Genomic DNA, 17,729 nt, shown 5'->3' on the forward strand with positions numbered 1-17,729 from the left:
CAACGAGGGTGCGTGAATCGGCGCGGGGAAGGTGTTGGACCGGCCGACCGGGCGCGGGCGACGGTGGATGCCATGCCGTCGCCGACCCGCCGGGACACCCCCCGGCCCACCCCGCCTGCCCTGCCCACGGACACTCCCCGGCCCGCACCGCTGCCCTCACCGTCCTCGCCCTCCTCACCCCCGCCCTCCCCGTCCTCGCCCCCCTCGCCCGCGAGCGCCCCGCGCCGCAAGGGCCCGTACCGTCGCCTCTTCGACCTGCCCGGCGCCCGGGCCTTCACGGCCGGGAATCTCATCGCCCGGCTGCCGATGGGGATGTTCAGCGTGAGCGCGGTCGTGATGATCGCCGGGACCCGCGGGTCGTACGCCCTCGCCGGCGCCGTCACCGCGACCGGTCTGGCGGCGACGGCCGTCGTCGCCCCGTGGACCGCACGGCTGGTCGACCGGTACGGGCAGGCCCGTATCGCCCTGCCCGCCACGGTGTTCGCCGTGCTCGGCTCGCTCGCCCTGCTGCTCTGCGTCCGCCACGGCGCCCCCGACTGGACCCTGTTCGCCGCCTACGCCGCCACCGCGACCACCCCCAACACGGGCGGGATGTCGCGGGCCCGCTGGTCCCACCTGCTGAAGGGCGACGCCGACGCGCTGCACACCGCGAACTCCTTCGAACAGGCCGCCGACGAGCTGTGCTTCATGCTCGGCCCGGTCCTCGCGGCCTTCCTCTGCGGGGCGTTCTTCCCGGAGGCGGGCACGCTGGTGGGTGCCGTGCTGCTGCTGACCGGTGTGGTGCTGTTCACCGCTCAGCGTTCCACCGAGCCGCCGGTGCGCCCGCGCTCACCGGGCCGGGCACCGTTCCGGGCGCCCGGGATGCGCCCGTTGCTCGTCGTGTGCCTCGCGACGGGCGCGGTGTTCGGCTCGATGGAGGTCGTCACCCTCGCGTTCGCGGACGCGCGGGGACACCGCTCGGCCGCCGGTGCGGTGCTGGCGCTGCAGGCGGCCGGTTCCTGCGCGGCGGGCCTCCTCTTCGGGGCGATACGGCCGACGGGGTCCGCGCGGTCCCGGCTGCCCTGGTGCCTGGCCGGGATGACGGCGCTGATGACCCTGCCCTGGCTCACCGCCGCCCTGACCGGCTCGCTCCCGCTGCTGGCGGGCGCCCTGCTCCTCGCCGGGATGGCCACGGCCCCGACGATGGTCACCACCATGACCCTGGTCCAGCGGAGCACCCCCGAGGGCCGGCTGAACGAGGGCATGACACTCGCGGTGACCGGCCTGCTCGGCGGGATCGCCTGCGGCAGCGCGGCCGGCGGCTGGACGGTGGAGCACGTCTCGGCGGCGGCGGGCTTCACGGTCCCGGTGGCAGCCGCCGGCGCGGCCCTGCTCGTGGCCCTCGTCCTGTTCGGGCCGTCGAACCGCTCCACAGAATCACGTCGGCCCCATTGACGGCCCCACGCCCCGCCCATACCTTCACCCGTCGAAGCGCTTCGACGCACACCCCGTCGACGTCCGTCGGCGACCTTCTCCCTTCCCCCTTCGGCAGAAGGACCCCCCATGGTGAAGATCACGGATGTGGCCCGGCGGGCCGGGGTCTCCCCCAGCACCGTCTCCTACGCGCTCAGCGGCAAGCGCCCCATCTCCGACGCGACCCGGCGGCGCGTCCAGGCGGCCGCCCGCGAGCTGGGCTACCGCCCGCACCCCGGCGCCCGGGACCCGGCCGACCGGCGGTCGAAGGTGCTGGCGCTGTCGCTCCCGATGCGCTCCGGCGTCCATGTGCCGGTGGTGACGCAGTTCGCGGTGGCGGTGGTGACCGCCGCCCGCGCCCACGACCACGATGTGCTGCTGCTCACCCACGGGGCGAGCGAGGAGGGCGTCGGACGCCTCGCGGACACCGCGGCGGCGGACGCGGTGGTGGTCATGGACGTCCAGCTCGACGACCCCCGGCTGCCGTTACTGCGCTCGCTGTCCTTACCGTCCGTGCTGATCGGCGTCCCCGCCGACCCGGACGGGCTGACCTGTGTCGACCTGGACTTCCACGCGGCCGGCGAGCTGTGCGTGGACCATCTGGCGCGGCTCGGCCACCGGACGGTGGCGCTGGTCGGCTCACCGCCGGAGGTGTACGTACGCCGCACGGCCTTCGCGCGGCGGCTCGTGCAGGGCTTCACGGCCGCCGCCGACCGGCACCGGCTCGCCTCCTGCGTGCACCCGTGCGGCAGCGGCCGGGAGGCCGCCCGCGCGCTCGCCGAGCGGCTGCTGCGGGAACAGCCCGCGCTGACGGGGGTCGTGGTGCACAACGAGCCGCTGCTCGACCCCCTGATCGACGCCTTCGAGCAGCTCGGCCTGCGCATCCCCGGCGATCTGTCCCTGGTCGCCGTCTGCCCCGCCCCGGTCGCGGCCGGTGCCCGCGTCCCGGTCACCTCGGTGACCGTGCCGTCCGCGGAACTGGGCGCACGCGCGGTGCACCTGCTGGTACGGAAGCTGTCCGGCGCCCCCGTACCGCAGGTCACGGTGCTGCCGCCCCGGCTGACGGAGCGCGGGAGCACGGCGCCGCGCATGCCGTGAGGCCCGCGGTCAGCCCAGTCCCCAGGCGGTCCCCAGCCGGTGCGCGGCGCACAGGTTCACGTCCAGGAAGTACGCCCCGGCCGTCCCGCACTGCGTACTCGCGCTCCCCGGGTCGACGGGCTGGCCGTGTCCCATCCCGGTGACGCTGTACGTCTCGACGACCGCGTTGCCGCCCGGGCCCCGGAAGACCTGGTGCGGGTACCCGGCGACGGTGTCGCTGACGTCGGCGGCCTGGTCGGCCCCGTGGACGTTCGTCCACTGCTCCACCAGGTCGGTCATGTTGACCGGCTTCACGGTGTAGTCGGCCGTGCCGTGCAGGACGGTGAGGGTGGGCCAGGGGCCGGTGTACCCGGGCCGCGCCGCCCGCACCCGGTCGCCCCACTGCGCCGGGCTCTGGGTGGCGCCGACGTACATGCACACGTACGGCGAGCCCGCGGCCTGCGCACACCCGTACGGCAGCCCGGCGACGACGCCTCCGGCGGCGAACCTCTCCGGGTAGGCCGCCATCATCACGGCGGTCATCGCACCGCCCGCGGACAGCCCCGTGACATACACGCGCGAGGCGTCCCCGGCGACGTCGGCGAGCTGCCGGTCCACCATCTGCGCGATCGAGGCGGCCTCGCCCTGGCCGCGGGCGATGTCCCCGGTCCGGAACCAGTTGAAGCAGTGCGACGGGTTGTTGGCGGACTGCTGCTGGGGCAGCACCACGGAGAAGCCCCAGCGGTCGGCGAGCTGCGTCCAGCCGGTGCCGGTGGCGTACCCGGGGGCGTTCTGGGTGCAGCCGTGCAGGGCGACGACGACGGGGCGTCCGGCGGGCAGCCCGTCGGGGACGTAGCGGTACATCTTCAGGGCGCCCGGGTTGGAGCCGAAGCCGGTGACCTCCTGGAGGGAGGCGGCGGCGGCCGGGGCCGGGGTGAGCAGCACGGAGAGCAGCGCTGCGAGGACGGTGAGCAAGGTCGCGGCTCTGCTCTGCTTCGTGGGGGGAGTCGTCTTCTTCGTGGGGAGAGTCATGGGGAGGGAAGGTAGAAGCGTGAAGCACCCCTCGATATGGCGTCGCGCCCCACAAAAACGACGAGGACCCGGTGGTGTGACACCACCGGGTCCTCGTCACATGGAGATTGTGGAGATGGCGGGAATCGAACCCGCGTCCAACGGTGCAGAACCAGGGCTTCTCCGTGTGCAGTCGGCTGTGCTTTTCTCAGCCCCGGAGATCACGCCGACAAGTCTCCGACGGGCTCAGTCACTGTGTGGTTTCCCTCTTCACCCCGTGACCGGGATCGAGGTTTAGTTCCCTAGATGATGCCAGGATCCGGGTCGGGAACACCCCCGGGCTGACACTCCCTTTAAGTAGGGGAGCCGCTGCTCGCTACCTGAAGATCAGGCAGCGAGGGCGAGCTCGCCCTGGGAGATGGATCGCTTGGAATTGGCGATTATTTTTTTCGGCCTGTGGTTTACGAGATCATGGCCGCTTCCTCGACACGCTTCCCCTGCTTCGACATCCGCTGTCGAAACCGATCATCCCCATGTTGACTTCTCAAACCCTCCGGAGAGGGGTCGCACGCACCCGCTGTGAGGTGCAGGAGCCATCGTACGTGACCAACGCGGGTCGATGCCAGCGTATTCCCGCGCCCGCCGGAGGCCCTACGCCCGCTGCTTCCTGCGGACCGCCGACATCGCCCGCTCGGCCTCACGCCGGTCCTGCTTCTCGCGCAGCGTCTGGCGCTTGTCGTACTCCTTCTTGCCCTTGGCCAGCGCGATCTCGATCTTCGCGCGGCCGTCCTTGAAGTACAGGGCGAGCGGCACGATGGTGTGGCCCGTCTCCTGGGACTTGGCCTCCAGCTTGTCGATCTCCTCGCGGTGCAGCAGCAGCTTGCGCTTGCGCCGGGCGCTGTGGTTGGTCCAGGTGCCCTGGCTGTACTCCGGGACGTGCACGTTGTGCAGCCAGGCCTCGTGGTCGGTGAGCTGGACGAAGCCGTCCACCAGCGACGCCCTGCCCTGGCGCAGCGACTTCACCTCGGTGCCGGTCAGGACCAGACCGGCCTCGTAGGTGTCGATGATGAGGTAGTCGTGCCGCGCCTTCTTGTTCTGCGCGATCAGCTTGCGCCCTTTTTCCTTAGCCATAGTGCGGCCCATTTTCGCACTACGGAGGGGGTCGGCGGGAAGCGGATTACCGCGGTTCGCTAGCGGCCCAGCCCGGTCAGGATCGTCTCGGCCCGTCGCAGGGCCTGCTCGTCGGCCTCGAGGTCGGGGGTGATGCCGCGGCCGTCGACACCGCGGCCGGCGGGGGTGCGGTAGTGGCCGACGGTCAGCTCGGCGACCGAGCCGTCGGGCAGCCGGGCCGGCATCTGCACCGAGCCCTTGCCGAAGGTGCGGGAGCCCACGACGACCGCCCGCGCGCGGTCCTGGAGGGCGCCGGTGAGCAGCTCGGCCGCGCTCATCGTCCCGCCGTCGACGAGCGCGACCAGGGGTCTGGTGGTGTCGCCGCCGGACTCGGCGTGCAGGGCGCGCTGCTCGCCCTCGACGTCGTAGGTGGCGACCAGGCCGCCGTCGAGGAAGGCGGAGGCGGCGGTGACGGCCTCGGCGACCAGTCCGCCGGAGTTGCCGCGCAGGTCGAGGACGATGCCGGCCCCGGCCGGGCTCCGGCGCACCGCGTCGCGGACCTGATCGCCGGAGCCCTTGGTGAAGGCGGCCACCTTGATCAGGGTGACCCGGCCGGAGAGCTCGCGGACGGTGACCGAGTCCCGGGAGAGCCGGGCCCGGCGCAGGGTCTCGGTCCACACGCGCGTGCCGCGCTCCAGTCCGAGGCGTACGGAGGTGCCGGGGGCCTCGCCGGTGGGGTCGCCGCGCAGCAGGGAGACGACCTCGGTGACCGGACGTCCGTCCACCTTCTCGCCGTCGACGCTGCGCAGCCGGTCGCCGGGGCGGATCCCGGCCTCTGCGGCGGGGGTACCGCGGCCCACCTCGGTCACCTCGATACGGCCGTCCCGCTGACGGGCCCACAGACCCACGCCGGTGTACTGGCCGTCGAGGGTCTCCTCGAACTCCTCGTACTCGCCCGGGGAGTAGACGGCGCCCCAACGGTCTCCGCTGCGGCTGACGGCGCGCTGCGCGGCCTCCACCGGAGAGGTGCCGTCGGCGATCGCCTCCTCGGCCGCCCGTGCGACGTCCGCGTGGTGCGAGGCGGGAGCCGCCGAACGGGCCCCGTCCGTCGCGGTCTTGCGGTCCGCCTCGGGCAGACTGCCGGTGGCGGCGCCCGCGACCAGCACGCTCGCGAAGACCAATGTCAGGGCGGCCCCGCGGCGGATGCGGCGGGGCTGACAGAACAGGTCACGACCTGACATGCCGGTGAGTCTAGGACAACGCGAAGGGGCGCACGGCCCGTTGGTCGCACGCCCCTTCTTGGCACATGTCACACCTTCAGGTACTTGCGCAGCGCGAAGAACGCGGCCAACGCCGGCATCAGCAGACTCGTGGCCAGGATGAGCGGCAGCTTCGCCAACACCGCGTCCCAGCCGATGAAGTTGATCAGTGTCAGCTGGTCGGCCAGGGCGAGCCCGTGGTCGATGAGGAAGTACCGGGCGATCAGCAGGAAGGCACAGGCGAGGGTGCCGCCGATGAGTCCGGCGACCGCCGCCTCCATGATGAACGGCGCCTGGATGTAGAAGCCCGAGGCACCGACCAGGCGCATGATCCCGGTCTCCCGTCGCCGGCTGAACGCCGACACGCGCACCGTGTTGACGATCAGCATCAGGGCCACCACCAGCATCAGCGCCATCACCGCGCGGGCCGCCCAGTTCATGCCGTTCAGCAGCTCGAAGAGATTGTCCAGCAGCCCCTTCTGGTCCTGCACGGACTGCACCCCGTCACGCCCGTCGAAGGCGGTCGCGATGACCTGGTACTTCTCCGGGTCCTTGAGCTTGATGCGGTACGACTCCTGCATCTGGTCCGGCGTGAGCGAGCTGGCCAGCGGGGAGTCGCCGAACTGCTCCTTGTAGTGCTTGTACGCCTCGTCCTGCGACTCGTAGGTGACCGTGTCGACGACCGACATCTTCTCCAGATCGGTCTTGATCTGGCTCTTCTGGTCCTCGGTCACCGCGCCCTTGGCGCAGTTGGGGTCGGACTCGGCGTCGTTCTTGTTGCACAGGAAGATGGAGACGTTGACCTTGTCGTACCAGTAGCCCTTCATCGTGTTCACCTGGTCGCTCATCAGGAGCGACCCGCCGAACAGGGCGAGCGACAGGGCGACGGAGACGACGACGGCGAAGGTCATCGTCAGATTGCGGCGGAGACCGACACCGATCTCCGACAGAACGAACTGGGCGCGCATGGCGTCTGGTCAAGCCTTTCCGTGGAGCCGTTCGGTCAGTGCTGGTAGCCGTAGACGCCGCGTGCCTGGTCGCGCACGAGGCGGCCCTTCTCCAGCTCGATGACGCGTTTGCGCATCTGGTCCACGATGTTCTGGTCGTGCGTCGCCATCACCACGGTGGTGCCCGTCCGGTTGATGCGGTCGAGCAGCTTCATGATGCCGACGGAGGTCTGCGGGTCGAGGTTGCCGGTGGGCTCGTCGCAGATGAGCAGCTTGGGCCGGTTGACGAAGGCCCGCGCGATGGCCACGCGCTGCTGCTCACCGCCGGAGAGCTCACCCGGCATACGGTCCTCCTTGCCGCCGAGCCCGACCAGGTCGAGCACCTGCGGCACGGACTTGCGGATCTCGCCCCGGGACTTGCCGATGACCTCCTGCGCGAAGGCGACGTTCTCGGCGACCGTCTTGTTCGGCAGCAGGCGGAAGTCCTGGAACACCGTCCCCAGCTGGCGCCGGATCTGCGGCACCTTCCAGTTGGAGACGCGGGCGAGGTCCTTGCCGAGGACGTGTACCTGTCCGTGGCTGGCCCGCTCCTCGCGGAGGATCAGCCGCAGGAAGGTGGACTTTCCGGAGCCGGAGGACCCCACGAGGAACACGAACTCGCCCTTCTCCACTTCCAGGGACACATCCCTGAGTGCGGGGCGGGTCTGCTTGGGGTAGACCTTGGAGACATTGTCGAATCGGATCACGGATGCACCACGGGTCGCCGGGGGTAGATGAGCGTGACCATACGCGAACCGGAACGCTGACCGCACCCTTGCACCGCCGGGGGCGGATGCCGACCTGAAGGGGCGCGGGGAACTGCGCGCGCGACCACCCACGACCCGCAGCCGCCGGACCGCAGCAAGCCCCCCCTTTACCGGGCGCCCGGCGCAAGCTCCGCAGGAACCTGGCACAGTGGAGGGGGAACGTTCGCACCCCCGCGAGCGTTGGCTACATGGAACCGGTGCAAGGAGGGCGAGCGCGCATGACGTACGACCGGCTGGTGTGCGCGAACTGCGCCGCGCCCGTGAGCGAGGGCCGGTGCCCCGTGTGCCGTGCGAACCGCGAGCGGCTGCAGCAGGAGAACTTCTTCGCGGGTCTGAACCCGATGGCGCTGATCGCGCTGCTCGCGGTCCTGGTCGCGGCGCTGGCACTGCTCGCCCACCAGACAGTGTGACGTAGCCGACACAGACCGGTACAAGCCCGAGGGGCCCGGAGCGCATCACACGCTCCGGGCCCCTCCGGCTCACGTTCACGTACGGTACGTACGCGCGCCGCTACCTCAGGCAGCCGCTCCGCCGCGGCCGGTCATCAGACGCGGCAGCACCCGGAAGCCGATACCGCCCGCGATCATCGTGGCGGCACCGATGACCAGGAAGGTCGTCTCGGCGGCACCGGTCTCGGCGAGCTCCTTGCCGTTGCCCTGCGCCGAGGTGGCGGGCGCCTCCTCGCCGGTGTCGGTGAGGGAGGAGGAGCCCTGCTCCTGGGTGGACGCGCCACCGTCGGGGTCGACTCCGTTGCCGCCACCGTTGCCGTTGCCGCCGCCGTTGCCGTTGCCCGGGGTGGTCGGGTCCTCGGTGGGCTCCTCGGTCGGCTCGGTCGGCTCGTCCGTGGGCTCCTCGGGCTCCTCCGGCTCGGTGGGCTCGTCGGTCGGCGGGTCCTCCGGCTCGGTCGGCTCGTCCGTGGGGTCCTCGGGGATGGTGGTCGGCGGGTCCTCCGGCTCGGTGGGCTCGTCCGTGGGGTCCTCCTCGCCGAGGCCCAGGCCGACGCCGACGTCGACGCCCTCCTCGCCGACACCGGCGCTCACACCGATGTCGAGGGCGGAGGCCGCACCGGCGGCGGTCAGCGAGGCGCCGGCCGCGATCACGGCGCCGGCCGCGATCCGTGCGACACGGATCCGCGTCTTCTTGGTCATCTGGTTGCTACCCCCAGTAGCTCATCGTCAGTGAGGCGGCGCTCGGGGGCCGTGATCGACGGAGGTGACAGTGGTGAAGAGCCCCCCGGTTCACATGCGCCCCAGAGATACGCATGCCACGCTTCACCCTTCCCATTTTTCAAAAGGACGTCAAGGCCGTTGCGTACGCGATGTCCTGGAACGCACGCTTTGCCGAACAGGGAAGGTGTGAGTGTGATGTAAAACCCAGACATCCCGGGTACGGAAAAGGCAACCGCCGCCCGAAAGGCGGCAGTTGCCTTGTCGACAAAGTCGCGTGCGCGCGGGGCGTTACTTCTCCTGCTGCTTGCGCCAGCGAATTCCGGCCTCGAGGAAGCCGTCGATCTCGCCGTTGAACACGGCCTCGGGATTGCCGACTTCGTAGTCCGTGCGCAGGTCCTTGACCATCTGGTACGGGTGCAGGACGTACGAACGCATCTGGTTGCCCCAGGAGTTGCCGCCGTCGCCCTTGAGGGCGTCCATCTTGGCCTGTTCCTCCTGGCGGCGCCGCTCGAGCAGCTTGGCCTGGAGGACGTTCATGGCGGTGGCGCGGTTCTGGATCTGGGAGCGCTCGTTCTGGCAGGAGACCACGATGCCGGTGGGGAGGTGCGTGATGCGCACCGCGGAGTCCGTGGTGTTCACGCCCTGGCCGCCGGGGCCGGAGGAGCGGTAGACGTCGATGCGCAGCTCGGACTCGTCGATGTCGACGTGGTCGGACTGCTCCACGACGGGGAGCACCTCGACGCCCGCGAAGGAGGTCTGGCGGCGGCCCTGGTTGTCGAAGGGCGAGATGCGCACCAGGCGGTGCGTGCCCTGTTCGACGGAGAGGGTGCCGTAGGCGTAGGGCGCCTGCACGGCGAAGGTGGTCGACTTGATGCCGGCCTCTTCCGCGTACGACGTCTCGATCAGCTCGGTCTTGTAACCGCGCTGCTCGGCCCAGCGCAGATACATCCGCTGGAGCTTCTCGGCGAAGTCGGCGGCGTCGACGCCACCGGCCTCCGCGCGGATGTTGACGAGGGCTTCGCGGGCGTCGTACTCGCCGCTGAGGAGGGTGCGGACCTCCATCTCGTCCAGCGCCTTCCTGACCTCGGTGAGCTCGGCCTCGGCCTCCGCGCGGGTGTCCGGGTCGTCCTCCTCCTCGGCCATCTCGAACAGCACGGCGAGATCGTCGATCCGGCCGCGCAGTGCCTCCGCCTTCCTGACCTCGGCCTGGAGGTGGGAGAGCTTGCTGGTGATCTTCTGCGCCTCGTCCGGGTTGTCCCACAGGGACGGCGCGGCCGCCTGCTCCTCGAGCACGGCGATATCTGCCCTCATCTTGTCGAGGTCCAGGACGGCCTCGATCGACTCCATGGTCGAGGAGAGGGACTTGAGCTCTTCGGATACATCGACGACTGCCACACCTCCAGCGTAACGGCTCCGGGGCGCGGTCAGGCGGGGGCGGCGTTGTCGGGTGACCTTTGAACCGACCGAGTCGGGTGGTGGGTGGGTGGGCACGGGCCGGGGGTGGGTCCAGGGGGCGGAGCCCCCTGGTGGGTCACGGGGACGCCGGTGCCGAATTGTTCGTGTCCTGCGGAGGCGCGTCCTCCTCGTCCCCGGAGGCCGCCAGCCACGCGCCCACCCCCACGGCCGTGGCCAGCGCCAGCGTGCACGCCGCCAGCGTCAGCCGGCGTCGCCGCGTCACCGCGCGGTTGCGCGCCGAGCCCGGACGCGGTGCGCCCGCCGCCCGCGGTGCGCGGGCCGTGCCGTGCGCGCCGCCGGCCAGTTCGTCGGGCGCCGGCACCCTCATCGACGTATGCGTGTCGCGGTTCGAGTCGGACGGCTTCGCGCCCGGCACCAGCGGAACCGCTCCCCGGCGCACCGGCCCGGACGACGACACCGGCTCCTCCGGGTCCGCGGCCTCCTCCCGCAGGGGCTCCGCATCCGGCTCGTCCACGTCCAGCGGCGGCATTCCCGCCAGCATCGGCAGCAGCTCCCGCAGCCGCGCGGCCAGCTCGGAGGCCCGCAGCCGCGACGCCGGCGCCTTCGCCAGGCACTGCACCAGCAGCTGCCACAGCTCGTCCGGGATGCCGGGAAGCGGGACCACGGTCTCCGTGACATGCCGCCGCAGCACCGCACCCGGGTGGCCGCCGCCGAAGGGCGTGAAGCCCGCCAGCAGCTCGTACAGGACCGTGGCCAGCGCGTAGATGTCGACGGAGGCGCGCGGCGGCAGGCCCTCCACGATCTCCGGGGCGAGATAGTCCGGCGTCCCGATGATCTTCGTGGCGCGGGTCCGGCGCGGGGTGTCGATGAGCTTGGCCACACCGAAGTCCGTCAGCAGCGCGCGGTGCGAGCCGCCGGGGCCGAGCGGGCCCTGCATGTCCAGCAGGACGTTCTCCGGCTTGACGTCCCGGTGCACGACCCCCGCCGCGTGCGCCGCCGCCAGCCCGTCCGCGACATCGGCGACGATCGCCACCGCGGCCTCCGGCGCGAGCCTGCGCTCCCGGTCGAGGCGGGTGCGCAGATCCGTACCGCGGACGAGGTCCATGACCAGGGCGAGGTCGTTGCCGTCGACCACCAGGTCGCGCACGGAGACGACGTTCGGATGCTCCAGTCCGAGCAGCGCGGTGCGCTCCTGCACGAAGCGGCCGACGAGCTCCTCGTCGGAGGAGAGGTCCTCACGCAGCAGCTTGATCGCGACAGGCCCCTCGGGGCCCTCGCCCAGCCACACCGTGCCGGCGCTGCCCCGTCCGAGGATCTGATGGGCGGTGTACCGGCTGCCGATCTTCCGTGCCAAGACTGCTCCTACCGACGCGTGTTGTCGCTAAAACTACGCGTCCGGGAAGCCAACCTTCACCGCGGAGACGGAAATCACCCGCTGGATGTCGACAAATCAGCAAACACGGCGTCGGCCGCCGGCGGCACTCAGGCCGCGGGATCCTTCGGCTCCGAGCCGCCCAGGTCCTCGATCCAGCCCGTCACCGTTCCGAACCAGTCGGTCAGCTGCTCCCAGTAGCCCTTGCCCGTGCCGATCCACGACTGCAGCGGGCTCAGCTCCCAGATCAGCCAGCCCGCGACGAACAGGATGACGATCGTGAACAGACAGCCCTTGAGGCAGCCGAGGCCGGGGATCCGCATGGGGTTGGCGCTGCGGCGGCGCGGCTCGCGCGGTTCACGCCGTGGCCGCTGGGGCTCCGGCGGGGCGGGCGGCGGCGCGTACCGCTGGGGCGGCTGCTGCGGCTGCGGGGTGGCGTACCGCTGCGGCTGCGGCTGCTGCGGGTAGCCGTAGCCCGGTCCGGGCTGCGGAGGCTGGGGCTGGGGCCGCCGCTGCGGGGGCTGCTGCGGCCGGGCGACCTGCCGCTGGGGGCGGCGGCGCAGCGGGTCCTGGCTGGGGTCCAGGTACTGGACCTGGGTCTGCTCGTTGCGGTCGCGGGCCGCGCGCAGCTGGTTCTGCCAGGGGTGCGGTTCCTCGGGGCCGGGCTGCCCCGGTCCGCCCGGCTGCCCCTGCGGCACCGGCGGCATGACGGCGGTGGGGTCGGCCGCACCGGACGGGCCGCCGGTGTGCGGCAGGACGCTGGTCGCGCCGTTCGGATCGTAGGACCCGGCTCCGTGCGGCAGCACCTGCGTCGGATCGGCGGCGCCCGGCGTGCCGGGCACGGGCGCGGGGGCCGGATCGGGCATGAGGAGCGCGCCGACGTTCTCCGCGGCGGAGATCTGCGCGGAGTTCGCGTGCACACCGATGCCCTCGGCGACGACGCGCAGGCCGCGGGCGAGGTTCTCGGCGCTGGGGCGTTCGTCGGGGTTCTTGCGCAGGCAGCGCTCGATGACCGTCCACAGCGGGTCGGGGACGGTGGACGGGCGGCGCGGCTCCGCGCTCAGGTGCTGGTGGAGGACCTCCAGCGCGGAGCCGCCGGAGAACGGCGGGCGGCCGGTGACCAGCTCGTACAGCAGGATGCCGGCGCCGTAGATGTCGACCGCGGAGGTCTGCGGGCGGCCCTCGGCGGACTCGGGCGCGACGTACGCGGGCGTGCCGACGAACTCGTGGGTGCGGGTGAGGCCGGGTGAGTCGGCGAGGCGGGCGATACCGAAGTCGGTGAGCATCGGGTGCATCTCGCCGCCCTGCTGCTTGAGCAGGACGTTGGCCGGCTTCAGGTCGCGGTGGACGACGCCGTCGGCGTGGCTGGCGGCGAGCGCGTCGGCGATCTGGGCGGTGAGCAGCGCGGCGGCCACCGGGGTGAAGGGGCCGTTCTCGCGGAGGTAGCGGTGCAGATCGGGGCCGTCGATGAGATCCATGACCAGCGCGAGCAGGTCGCCCTCGACGACCAGGTCGCGGACCCGGACGATGTTGGGGTGGGTCAGCCGGAGCAGCACGGAGCGCTCCCTGAGGAAGCGCATCACGACGTCGGCGTCGTTCGCGAGCTCCTCCTTGAGGACCTTGATCGCGACGGTCTCGCCGGGCTGTCCGGGCACGGCCGCCTCGGCGCCCGCGGTCTCCCGCTGGCGCGCACGCCAGACGGTCCCCGTGGCGCCGCGACCGAGCGGCTCCTCGAGGAGGTACTTGCTGCCGACTGGCCGCACGTCACGCGCTCCCTGCTGCTTGCCTTGCCTGTTTGCCGTTCCGACCCACTGTAGTGCCGTGGTGCGCGAGACCGGGCTGTCGTCTTTCTGTGGGTCTTACGTACACACTCCCGTACGCGTTCGAAGGAAAGACGCTCGCCTCGGTCTCACGAAAGACGCTCGCCTCGGTCTCCCGGTTGCCGAAAACGGACGTGACCGATCTCAATCGGTCGCCGGTGGGGCCCTCGCCAGGCACTTTTGCGGGCAGAGCCGACCAATCAAGATCACTTGTCCGGGAGCGGCGGGCGCGTTGTCGGTGGCAGGTGCGAGGATGCGTGCAGTACTGGCCGACGTGCTCGTGCGGGGTGGGGGGACCTTCCGCGCCCGCGCAGAAGGGACCGCTGACGGCGATGCAGATCCGGCTGACCGTCGTAGACCCGCTGGGTGCGGCCGCCCCCGCGCGGGACCGGGCCGCCAGCTGCGACGTGCTGGTCACGGCGCCCGCGGGCACGGCACTGGCCGCGGTCGCCTCCGCGCTGGCCTCCGCGGTCTCCGGCGGTGAGGGCTCCTCCGGCGCCCCGGTGCTGTACGCGGGCGACCAGCGGCTGGACGCGCAGCGCTGCACGCTGGGCGAGCCGCCGCTGATCGACGGGGCGGTGCTGGCCGTGGGCGCGCCGGGGGAACCCGAGCCGCATCCCGAGCTGGACGACGCCCCGACCCGGCTCCATGTCGTCGCCGGTCCCGACGCGGGCGGCGTCCATCTGCTGCACGGCGGCGAGATCCGCATCGGCCGCTCCGCCGACGCCGACGTGCCGCTCGACGACCCGGACGTCTCCCGGCTGCACTGCGCGGTGACGGTCGCCCCGGACGGCCATGTCTCGGTCGCCGACCTCGGCTCCACCAACGGCACGACGCTGGACGGACGACAGGTGGGCTCCCGCGCGGTCCGTCTCGCGCCGGGCGCCCTGCTCCGCATCGGCGAGTCGGCCCTGCGGCTCACGCCGTCCGACGGCCCGGCGGCGCGCACGCGCACGACCCCGGACAACGAGGGCCACGTCCGCGTCGGGGGTCCGCACAGCGAGTCCCCCGAGCAGCCGACCCACCACGCCTACGGCGGGCCGGGTACGCGTTCCGAGGTCCCGGCCCAGGGCAACGCCCCGGACATCGAGTCACGCCCCGACAGCGCGCGCCCACTGAAGGGCCGCCGCGTCTCGGGACCACGGCAGACGGAGGTACCCGGACCCCGGCCGGCGCAGGGCGCGTCGGACCCCGCGGTCCGGCAGGCCGGCGGCGCGCGGCACGACGGGGCTCCCGAGGGACCGGAAGCGGCCGAGGCGGGCTACGCCACGGGCGCGTGGCCCGGGGGCCACGACGGGACCGGGGACCGGCCGTGGGCGGCGCATGACAGCAGCACCGGACCGCACGGAACCGGGGGCCCAGCCGGGGGCCAGGGGATCGGCGATGTCGCGGGCGCCCGCGACCGAGCCGGCGGTCACGCGTCGGCGGAGACCCCTGGCAGCGGTGCCCGGCCGCACAGCCGTGTTCACGAGGGCGAGACCGCCGGCGGCACCGGCGCGCCCGCGCAGCGCCGCGGGATCGGCGGGCCCGCCGGTCACCCCGCCGACCCCCGGGGTGAGACCCAGGACGGCACCGGTGTGTTCGGCGGCCACCCGAGGACCGGCGAGTCCCCGATCACGCCGCTCGGCTCCACCGACGGCGCCGGCGGCAGGCCCGGCCACCACACCGCGGACGCCGGACACCTGCCCGCCGACGCCCACGGCGCACCCCTCGCCCCCGGTGTCACCGCCCGGCCCGGCGTCGGCGGCGGCTCCGGCGTGCCCGGTGGCCACCCCTCCGGTCCCCAGGACGCCCACCCGGGCACCCCCACCGCCCGCACCACGGCCACCACCGGCACCGCCTCATCCGCCGCCCCTGCCGCCCCCGTCTCTCCGTCCGCCCCCACCACCACCGGACTCGGGCGCTCCACCCCGCGTGGTGCGGGCAGCGCCCGCAGGCGTGGCGGGATCACCGCGTGGGCGCGGCGGCTGGCCGGAGGGCGGACGGCCGCCGATGAGGCGGAGACCGTCCAGGTGGCCGACGACCGCGCTCCGGCCGCCGAGTTCCACGACACCGTGCCCGAGACCTGGCCGGACCCCGCCGCCCTGCTGCTCACCGCGCTGGGGCCCGGGCCCCGCCTGTGGGAGCGCGAGCCCGGGCATCCCGAGGCCCTGGCCGTGCGGCTCGGCACGGCCGACCGGGCCGCGCCGGACGGGTCGGGGCGGCTGTTGCCGGCCGTCCCCGTGACGGTCGGCCTGCGTGAGGTGGGCGCGCTGGGGCTGGCCGGTCCGCGCGAGCGGCTGACCGGGCTGACCCGCGCCGTGCTGGCCCAGCTCGCCGCGCTGCACTCCCCCGACACGCTCGAGATCGTGCTCCTCGCCGCGGACCGCTCCCGCCCGCTGGAGGAGCGCACCGCCGAGTGGTCCTGGCTGGGCTGGCTGCCGCACCTGCGTCCGGGGCACGGCCAGGACTGCCGCCTGCTCCTCGCCCACGACCGCGAGCAGGCCACGGCCCGCACCGAGGAGCTCCTGCGCCGCCTGGACGACCCCGGCCACACCCCGTACCCCTCCCCCACGGCACCGGCCCGGCGCCCCTCCTGGGCCCGTGACGACACCGGCGGCTCCGACACCCCCGGCCCCTACAGCGTGCTCGTCGTCGACGGCGACCCCGGCGGCGCGGACGTTCGCGAGGCCGTGGCGCGGCTGGCCGTGGAGGGGCCGCGAGCCGGGATCCATGTGCTCTGTCTCGCCGAGACGCCGGCCGCCTCTCCCGCCTCCCCGGTCGCGGAGACGTACGAGGCGGCCTGCGCGGTGGCGCCGACGTTCCGGGAGTGCGGTGCCGTCGCGCTGCTCAGCGGGGACGTGGCGACCACCCTGCGGCTGCTGCGGGTGGCCCGCACCGGCTCGGGCACCGCGCCGGGGCCGGTCGGTCACGGCACGCTCGCCACGGTCGACGCGGTGTCCGCCGCCTGGGCCGAGCGGTTCGCCCGCGCGCTGGCGCCGCTGCGCCCCGAGGGCACGCCCGCCGAGCGGCATCCGCGCGTGTCCGCGCCCCTGCCCCAGTCCGCCCGTCTGCTGGACGAGCTGGGCCTGGCCCGCGCCACCCCGGCCTCGCTGATGGCCCGCTGGGCGGACGCGGCCGACGACACCGGGGCGCTGGGCGGCCGGGTCACCGCGGTGCTGGGCGCCGGTCCGCGCGGCCCCGTCGCCGCCGACCTCGCCGCCGACGGACCGCACCTGCTGGTCGAGGGCCCGCCCGGCAGCGGGCGTACGGAGCTGCTGCGGGCGGTCGTCGCCTCGCTGGCCGCCGCCGAACGCCCCGACCGGCTCGGCATCGTGCTCGTCGACGGCCGGGGCGCGGGCACGCCGGGCGCCGCCGGACACGGCGAGGGCCTGCACGTGTGCACGGACGTACCGCATGTCACCACGCATCTCGCCGCCAACGACCCGGTGCGGATGCGGGAGTTCGCCCAGTCGCTGAGCGCCGAGCTGAAGCGGCGCGCGGAGCTGCTCGGCCGGTCCGACTTCGCGGAGTGGCACACCGGGCGGGAGCTGTCGGAGCGTATGGTCGCCCAGCGCGACGGCGATCTGGACACCCCGCCCAGTTCCACGCTGCGGCTGCGGCCGGGCGCGGCAAAGCCCAAGTCCGAGGCCGCGCCACCGCTGCCCCGGCTGGTCGTCGTCGTGGACGATCTGGACGCGCTGGTCTCCCCCGCGCTCGGCGCGCCGGGACGGCCCGCCGCCGGTTCGGTGATGCGGGCGCTGGAGGCCGTTGCACGCGACGGTGAGCGGCTCGGGGTGCACCTGGTGGCGGCGACGGGCCCGTGTGCCCGTACGGCCGAGACGGAGCCGGTGCGGCGGGCCACGCTGCGCGTGACGCTGGAGGCGCCCGCGCCGGGACCGGACGAACCGGCGCCGGGGCGCGGCCGGCTGGCCCTGGCGGACGGCCGGGTGACGCAGTTCCAGGGCGGACGCGTGACCGGCCGTATCCCCCGGACGGCGACCCTGCGTCCCACCGTCATCCCGCTGGAGTGGCACCGCATGGGTGACCCGCCCACCCGCCGCCCGGTCCGCGAACTGGGCAACGGTCCGACCGACCTGGCCCTGCTCGCCAGCGCGCTGGAGCGAGCCGCCCGCGAGGTCGCGGCGGCCGAGGTCCCGTCACTCCTGTAACTCCCGTACCAGCGCGCCGCGTTGCCGTCACGACACGATCACGATCGCGGACTTGACACCGGACGCACTCTTGCCGCCCCGACCCGCCGGGCGTAGACCAGAGCGCACGGGACAGCGCTCGACGTTCGACGAGGTACGA

Annotated in this window: 13 protein-coding genes and 1 other RNA gene; 4 read left to right on the forward strand and 10 right to left on the reverse strand. The window is 73.2% G+C overall.

The window, feature by feature from the left end:
- Positions 1 to 72: 72 nt before the first annotated feature.
- The gene (locus AB0412_RS26130; protein WP_366405012.1) at positions 73 to 1,434 is read left to right on the forward strand and encodes an MFS transporter; all 1,362 of its coding nucleotides are present in this window, start codon (positions 73 to 75) and stop codon (positions 1,432 to 1,434) included.
- A gap of 108 nt (positions 1,435 to 1,542) precedes the next feature.
- A complete protein-coding gene (locus tag AB0412_RS26135) occupies positions 1,543 to 2,550 on the forward strand; it encodes a LacI family DNA-binding transcriptional regulator (protein WP_366405013.1) in 1,008 nt (335 codons plus the stop codon).
- Positions 2,551 to 2,559: 9 nt separating this feature from the next.
- On the opposite strand, the gene AB0412_RS26140 is transcribed toward AB0412_RS26135, so the two are convergent.
- The 6 genes from AB0412_RS26140 to ftsE all read right to left on the reverse strand — a co-directional run bounded on the left by AB0412_RS26140 (position 2,560) and on the right by ftsE (position 7,602).
- Positions 2,560 to 3,561 (reverse strand): PHB depolymerase family esterase, encoded by a 1,002-nt coding sequence (locus AB0412_RS26140; protein WP_366405014.1) that lies wholly within the window; start codon positions 3,559 to 3,561, stop codon positions 2,560 to 2,562.
- A gap of 107 nt (positions 3,562 to 3,668) precedes the next feature.
- Positions 3,669 to 4,073: a transfer-messenger RNA gene (ssrA, locus tag AB0412_RS26145) on the reverse strand.
- A gap of 118 nt (positions 4,074 to 4,191) precedes the next feature.
- Positions 4,192 to 4,671: an SsrA-binding protein SmpB gene (gene smpB, locus AB0412_RS26150; RefSeq protein ID WP_366405015.1), complete on the reverse strand. Its 480-nt coding sequence runs from the start codon at positions 4,669 to 4,671 to the stop codon at positions 4,192 to 4,194.
- Positions 4,672 to 4,730: 59 nt separating this feature from the next.
- Complete coding sequence (locus AB0412_RS26155) at positions 4,731 to 5,891, reverse strand: S41 family peptidase (RefSeq protein WP_366405016.1); 1,161 nt, start codon at positions 5,889 to 5,891, stop codon at positions 4,731 to 4,733.
- A 68-nt stretch (positions 5,892 to 5,959) separates the two neighbouring features.
- Complete coding sequence (ftsX, locus tag AB0412_RS26160) at positions 5,960 to 6,877, reverse strand: permease-like cell division protein FtsX (protein WP_366405017.1); 918 nt, start codon at positions 6,875 to 6,877, stop codon at positions 5,960 to 5,962.
- 35 nt (positions 6,878 to 6,912) lie between these two features.
- Entirely contained in the window at positions 6,913 to 7,602 is a 690-nt protein-coding gene (ftsE, locus tag AB0412_RS26165) for a cell division ATP-binding protein FtsE (protein ID WP_366405018.1), read from the reverse strand.
- A 278-nt stretch (positions 7,603 to 7,880) separates the two neighbouring features.
- Between ftsE and AB0412_RS26170 the strand changes: the two genes are divergently transcribed.
- Positions 7,881 to 8,072 carry a hypothetical protein gene (locus AB0412_RS26170; protein WP_366405019.1) on the forward strand — a complete coding sequence of 64 codons (192 nt, stop codon included), beginning with the start codon at positions 7,881 to 7,883 and terminating at the stop codon, positions 8,070 to 8,072.
- 105 nt (positions 8,073 to 8,177) lie between these two features.
- Here the strand turns inward: AB0412_RS26170 and AB0412_RS26175 are convergent, their stop codons facing one another.
- The 4 genes from AB0412_RS26175 to AB0412_RS26190 all read right to left on the reverse strand — a co-directional run bounded on the left by AB0412_RS26175 (position 8,178) and on the right by AB0412_RS26190 (position 13,382).
- Positions 8,178 to 8,810 carry an LPXTG cell wall anchor domain-containing protein gene (locus AB0412_RS26175; RefSeq protein ID WP_366405020.1) on the reverse strand — a complete coding sequence of 211 codons (633 nt, stop codon included), beginning with the start codon at positions 8,808 to 8,810 and terminating at the stop codon, positions 8,178 to 8,180.
- Between the two features lie 309 nt (positions 8,811 to 9,119).
- Positions 9,120 to 10,226 (reverse strand): peptide chain release factor 2, encoded by a 1,107-nt coding sequence (gene prfB, locus AB0412_RS26180; protein ID WP_366405021.1) that lies wholly within the window; start codon positions 10,224 to 10,226, stop codon positions 9,120 to 9,122.
- A 136-nt stretch (positions 10,227 to 10,362) separates the two neighbouring features.
- Positions 10,363 to 11,601: a serine/threonine-protein kinase gene (locus AB0412_RS26185; RefSeq protein ID WP_366405022.1), complete on the reverse strand. Its 1,239-nt coding sequence runs from the start codon at positions 11,599 to 11,601 to the stop codon at positions 10,363 to 10,365.
- Between the two features lie 128 nt (positions 11,602 to 11,729).
- Positions 11,730 to 13,382: a serine/threonine-protein kinase gene (locus AB0412_RS26190; RefSeq protein WP_366405023.1), complete on the reverse strand. Its 1,653-nt coding sequence runs from the start codon at positions 13,380 to 13,382 to the stop codon at positions 11,730 to 11,732.
- 389 nt (positions 13,383 to 13,771) lie between these two features.
- Between AB0412_RS26190 and AB0412_RS26195 the strand changes: the two genes are divergently transcribed.
- On the forward strand, positions 13,772 to 17,590 hold the full coding sequence (locus AB0412_RS26195; RefSeq protein ID WP_366405024.1) for an FHA domain-containing protein: 3,819 nt from the start codon (positions 13,772 to 13,774) through the stop codon (positions 17,588 to 17,590).
- Positions 17,591 to 17,729 lie beyond the last annotated feature (139 nt).

It is taken from the genome of Streptomyces sp. NPDC052012 (assembly GCF_040689265.1).
Taxonomy (GTDB): domain Bacteria; phylum Actinomycetota; class Actinomycetes; order Streptomycetales; family Streptomycetaceae; genus Streptomyces.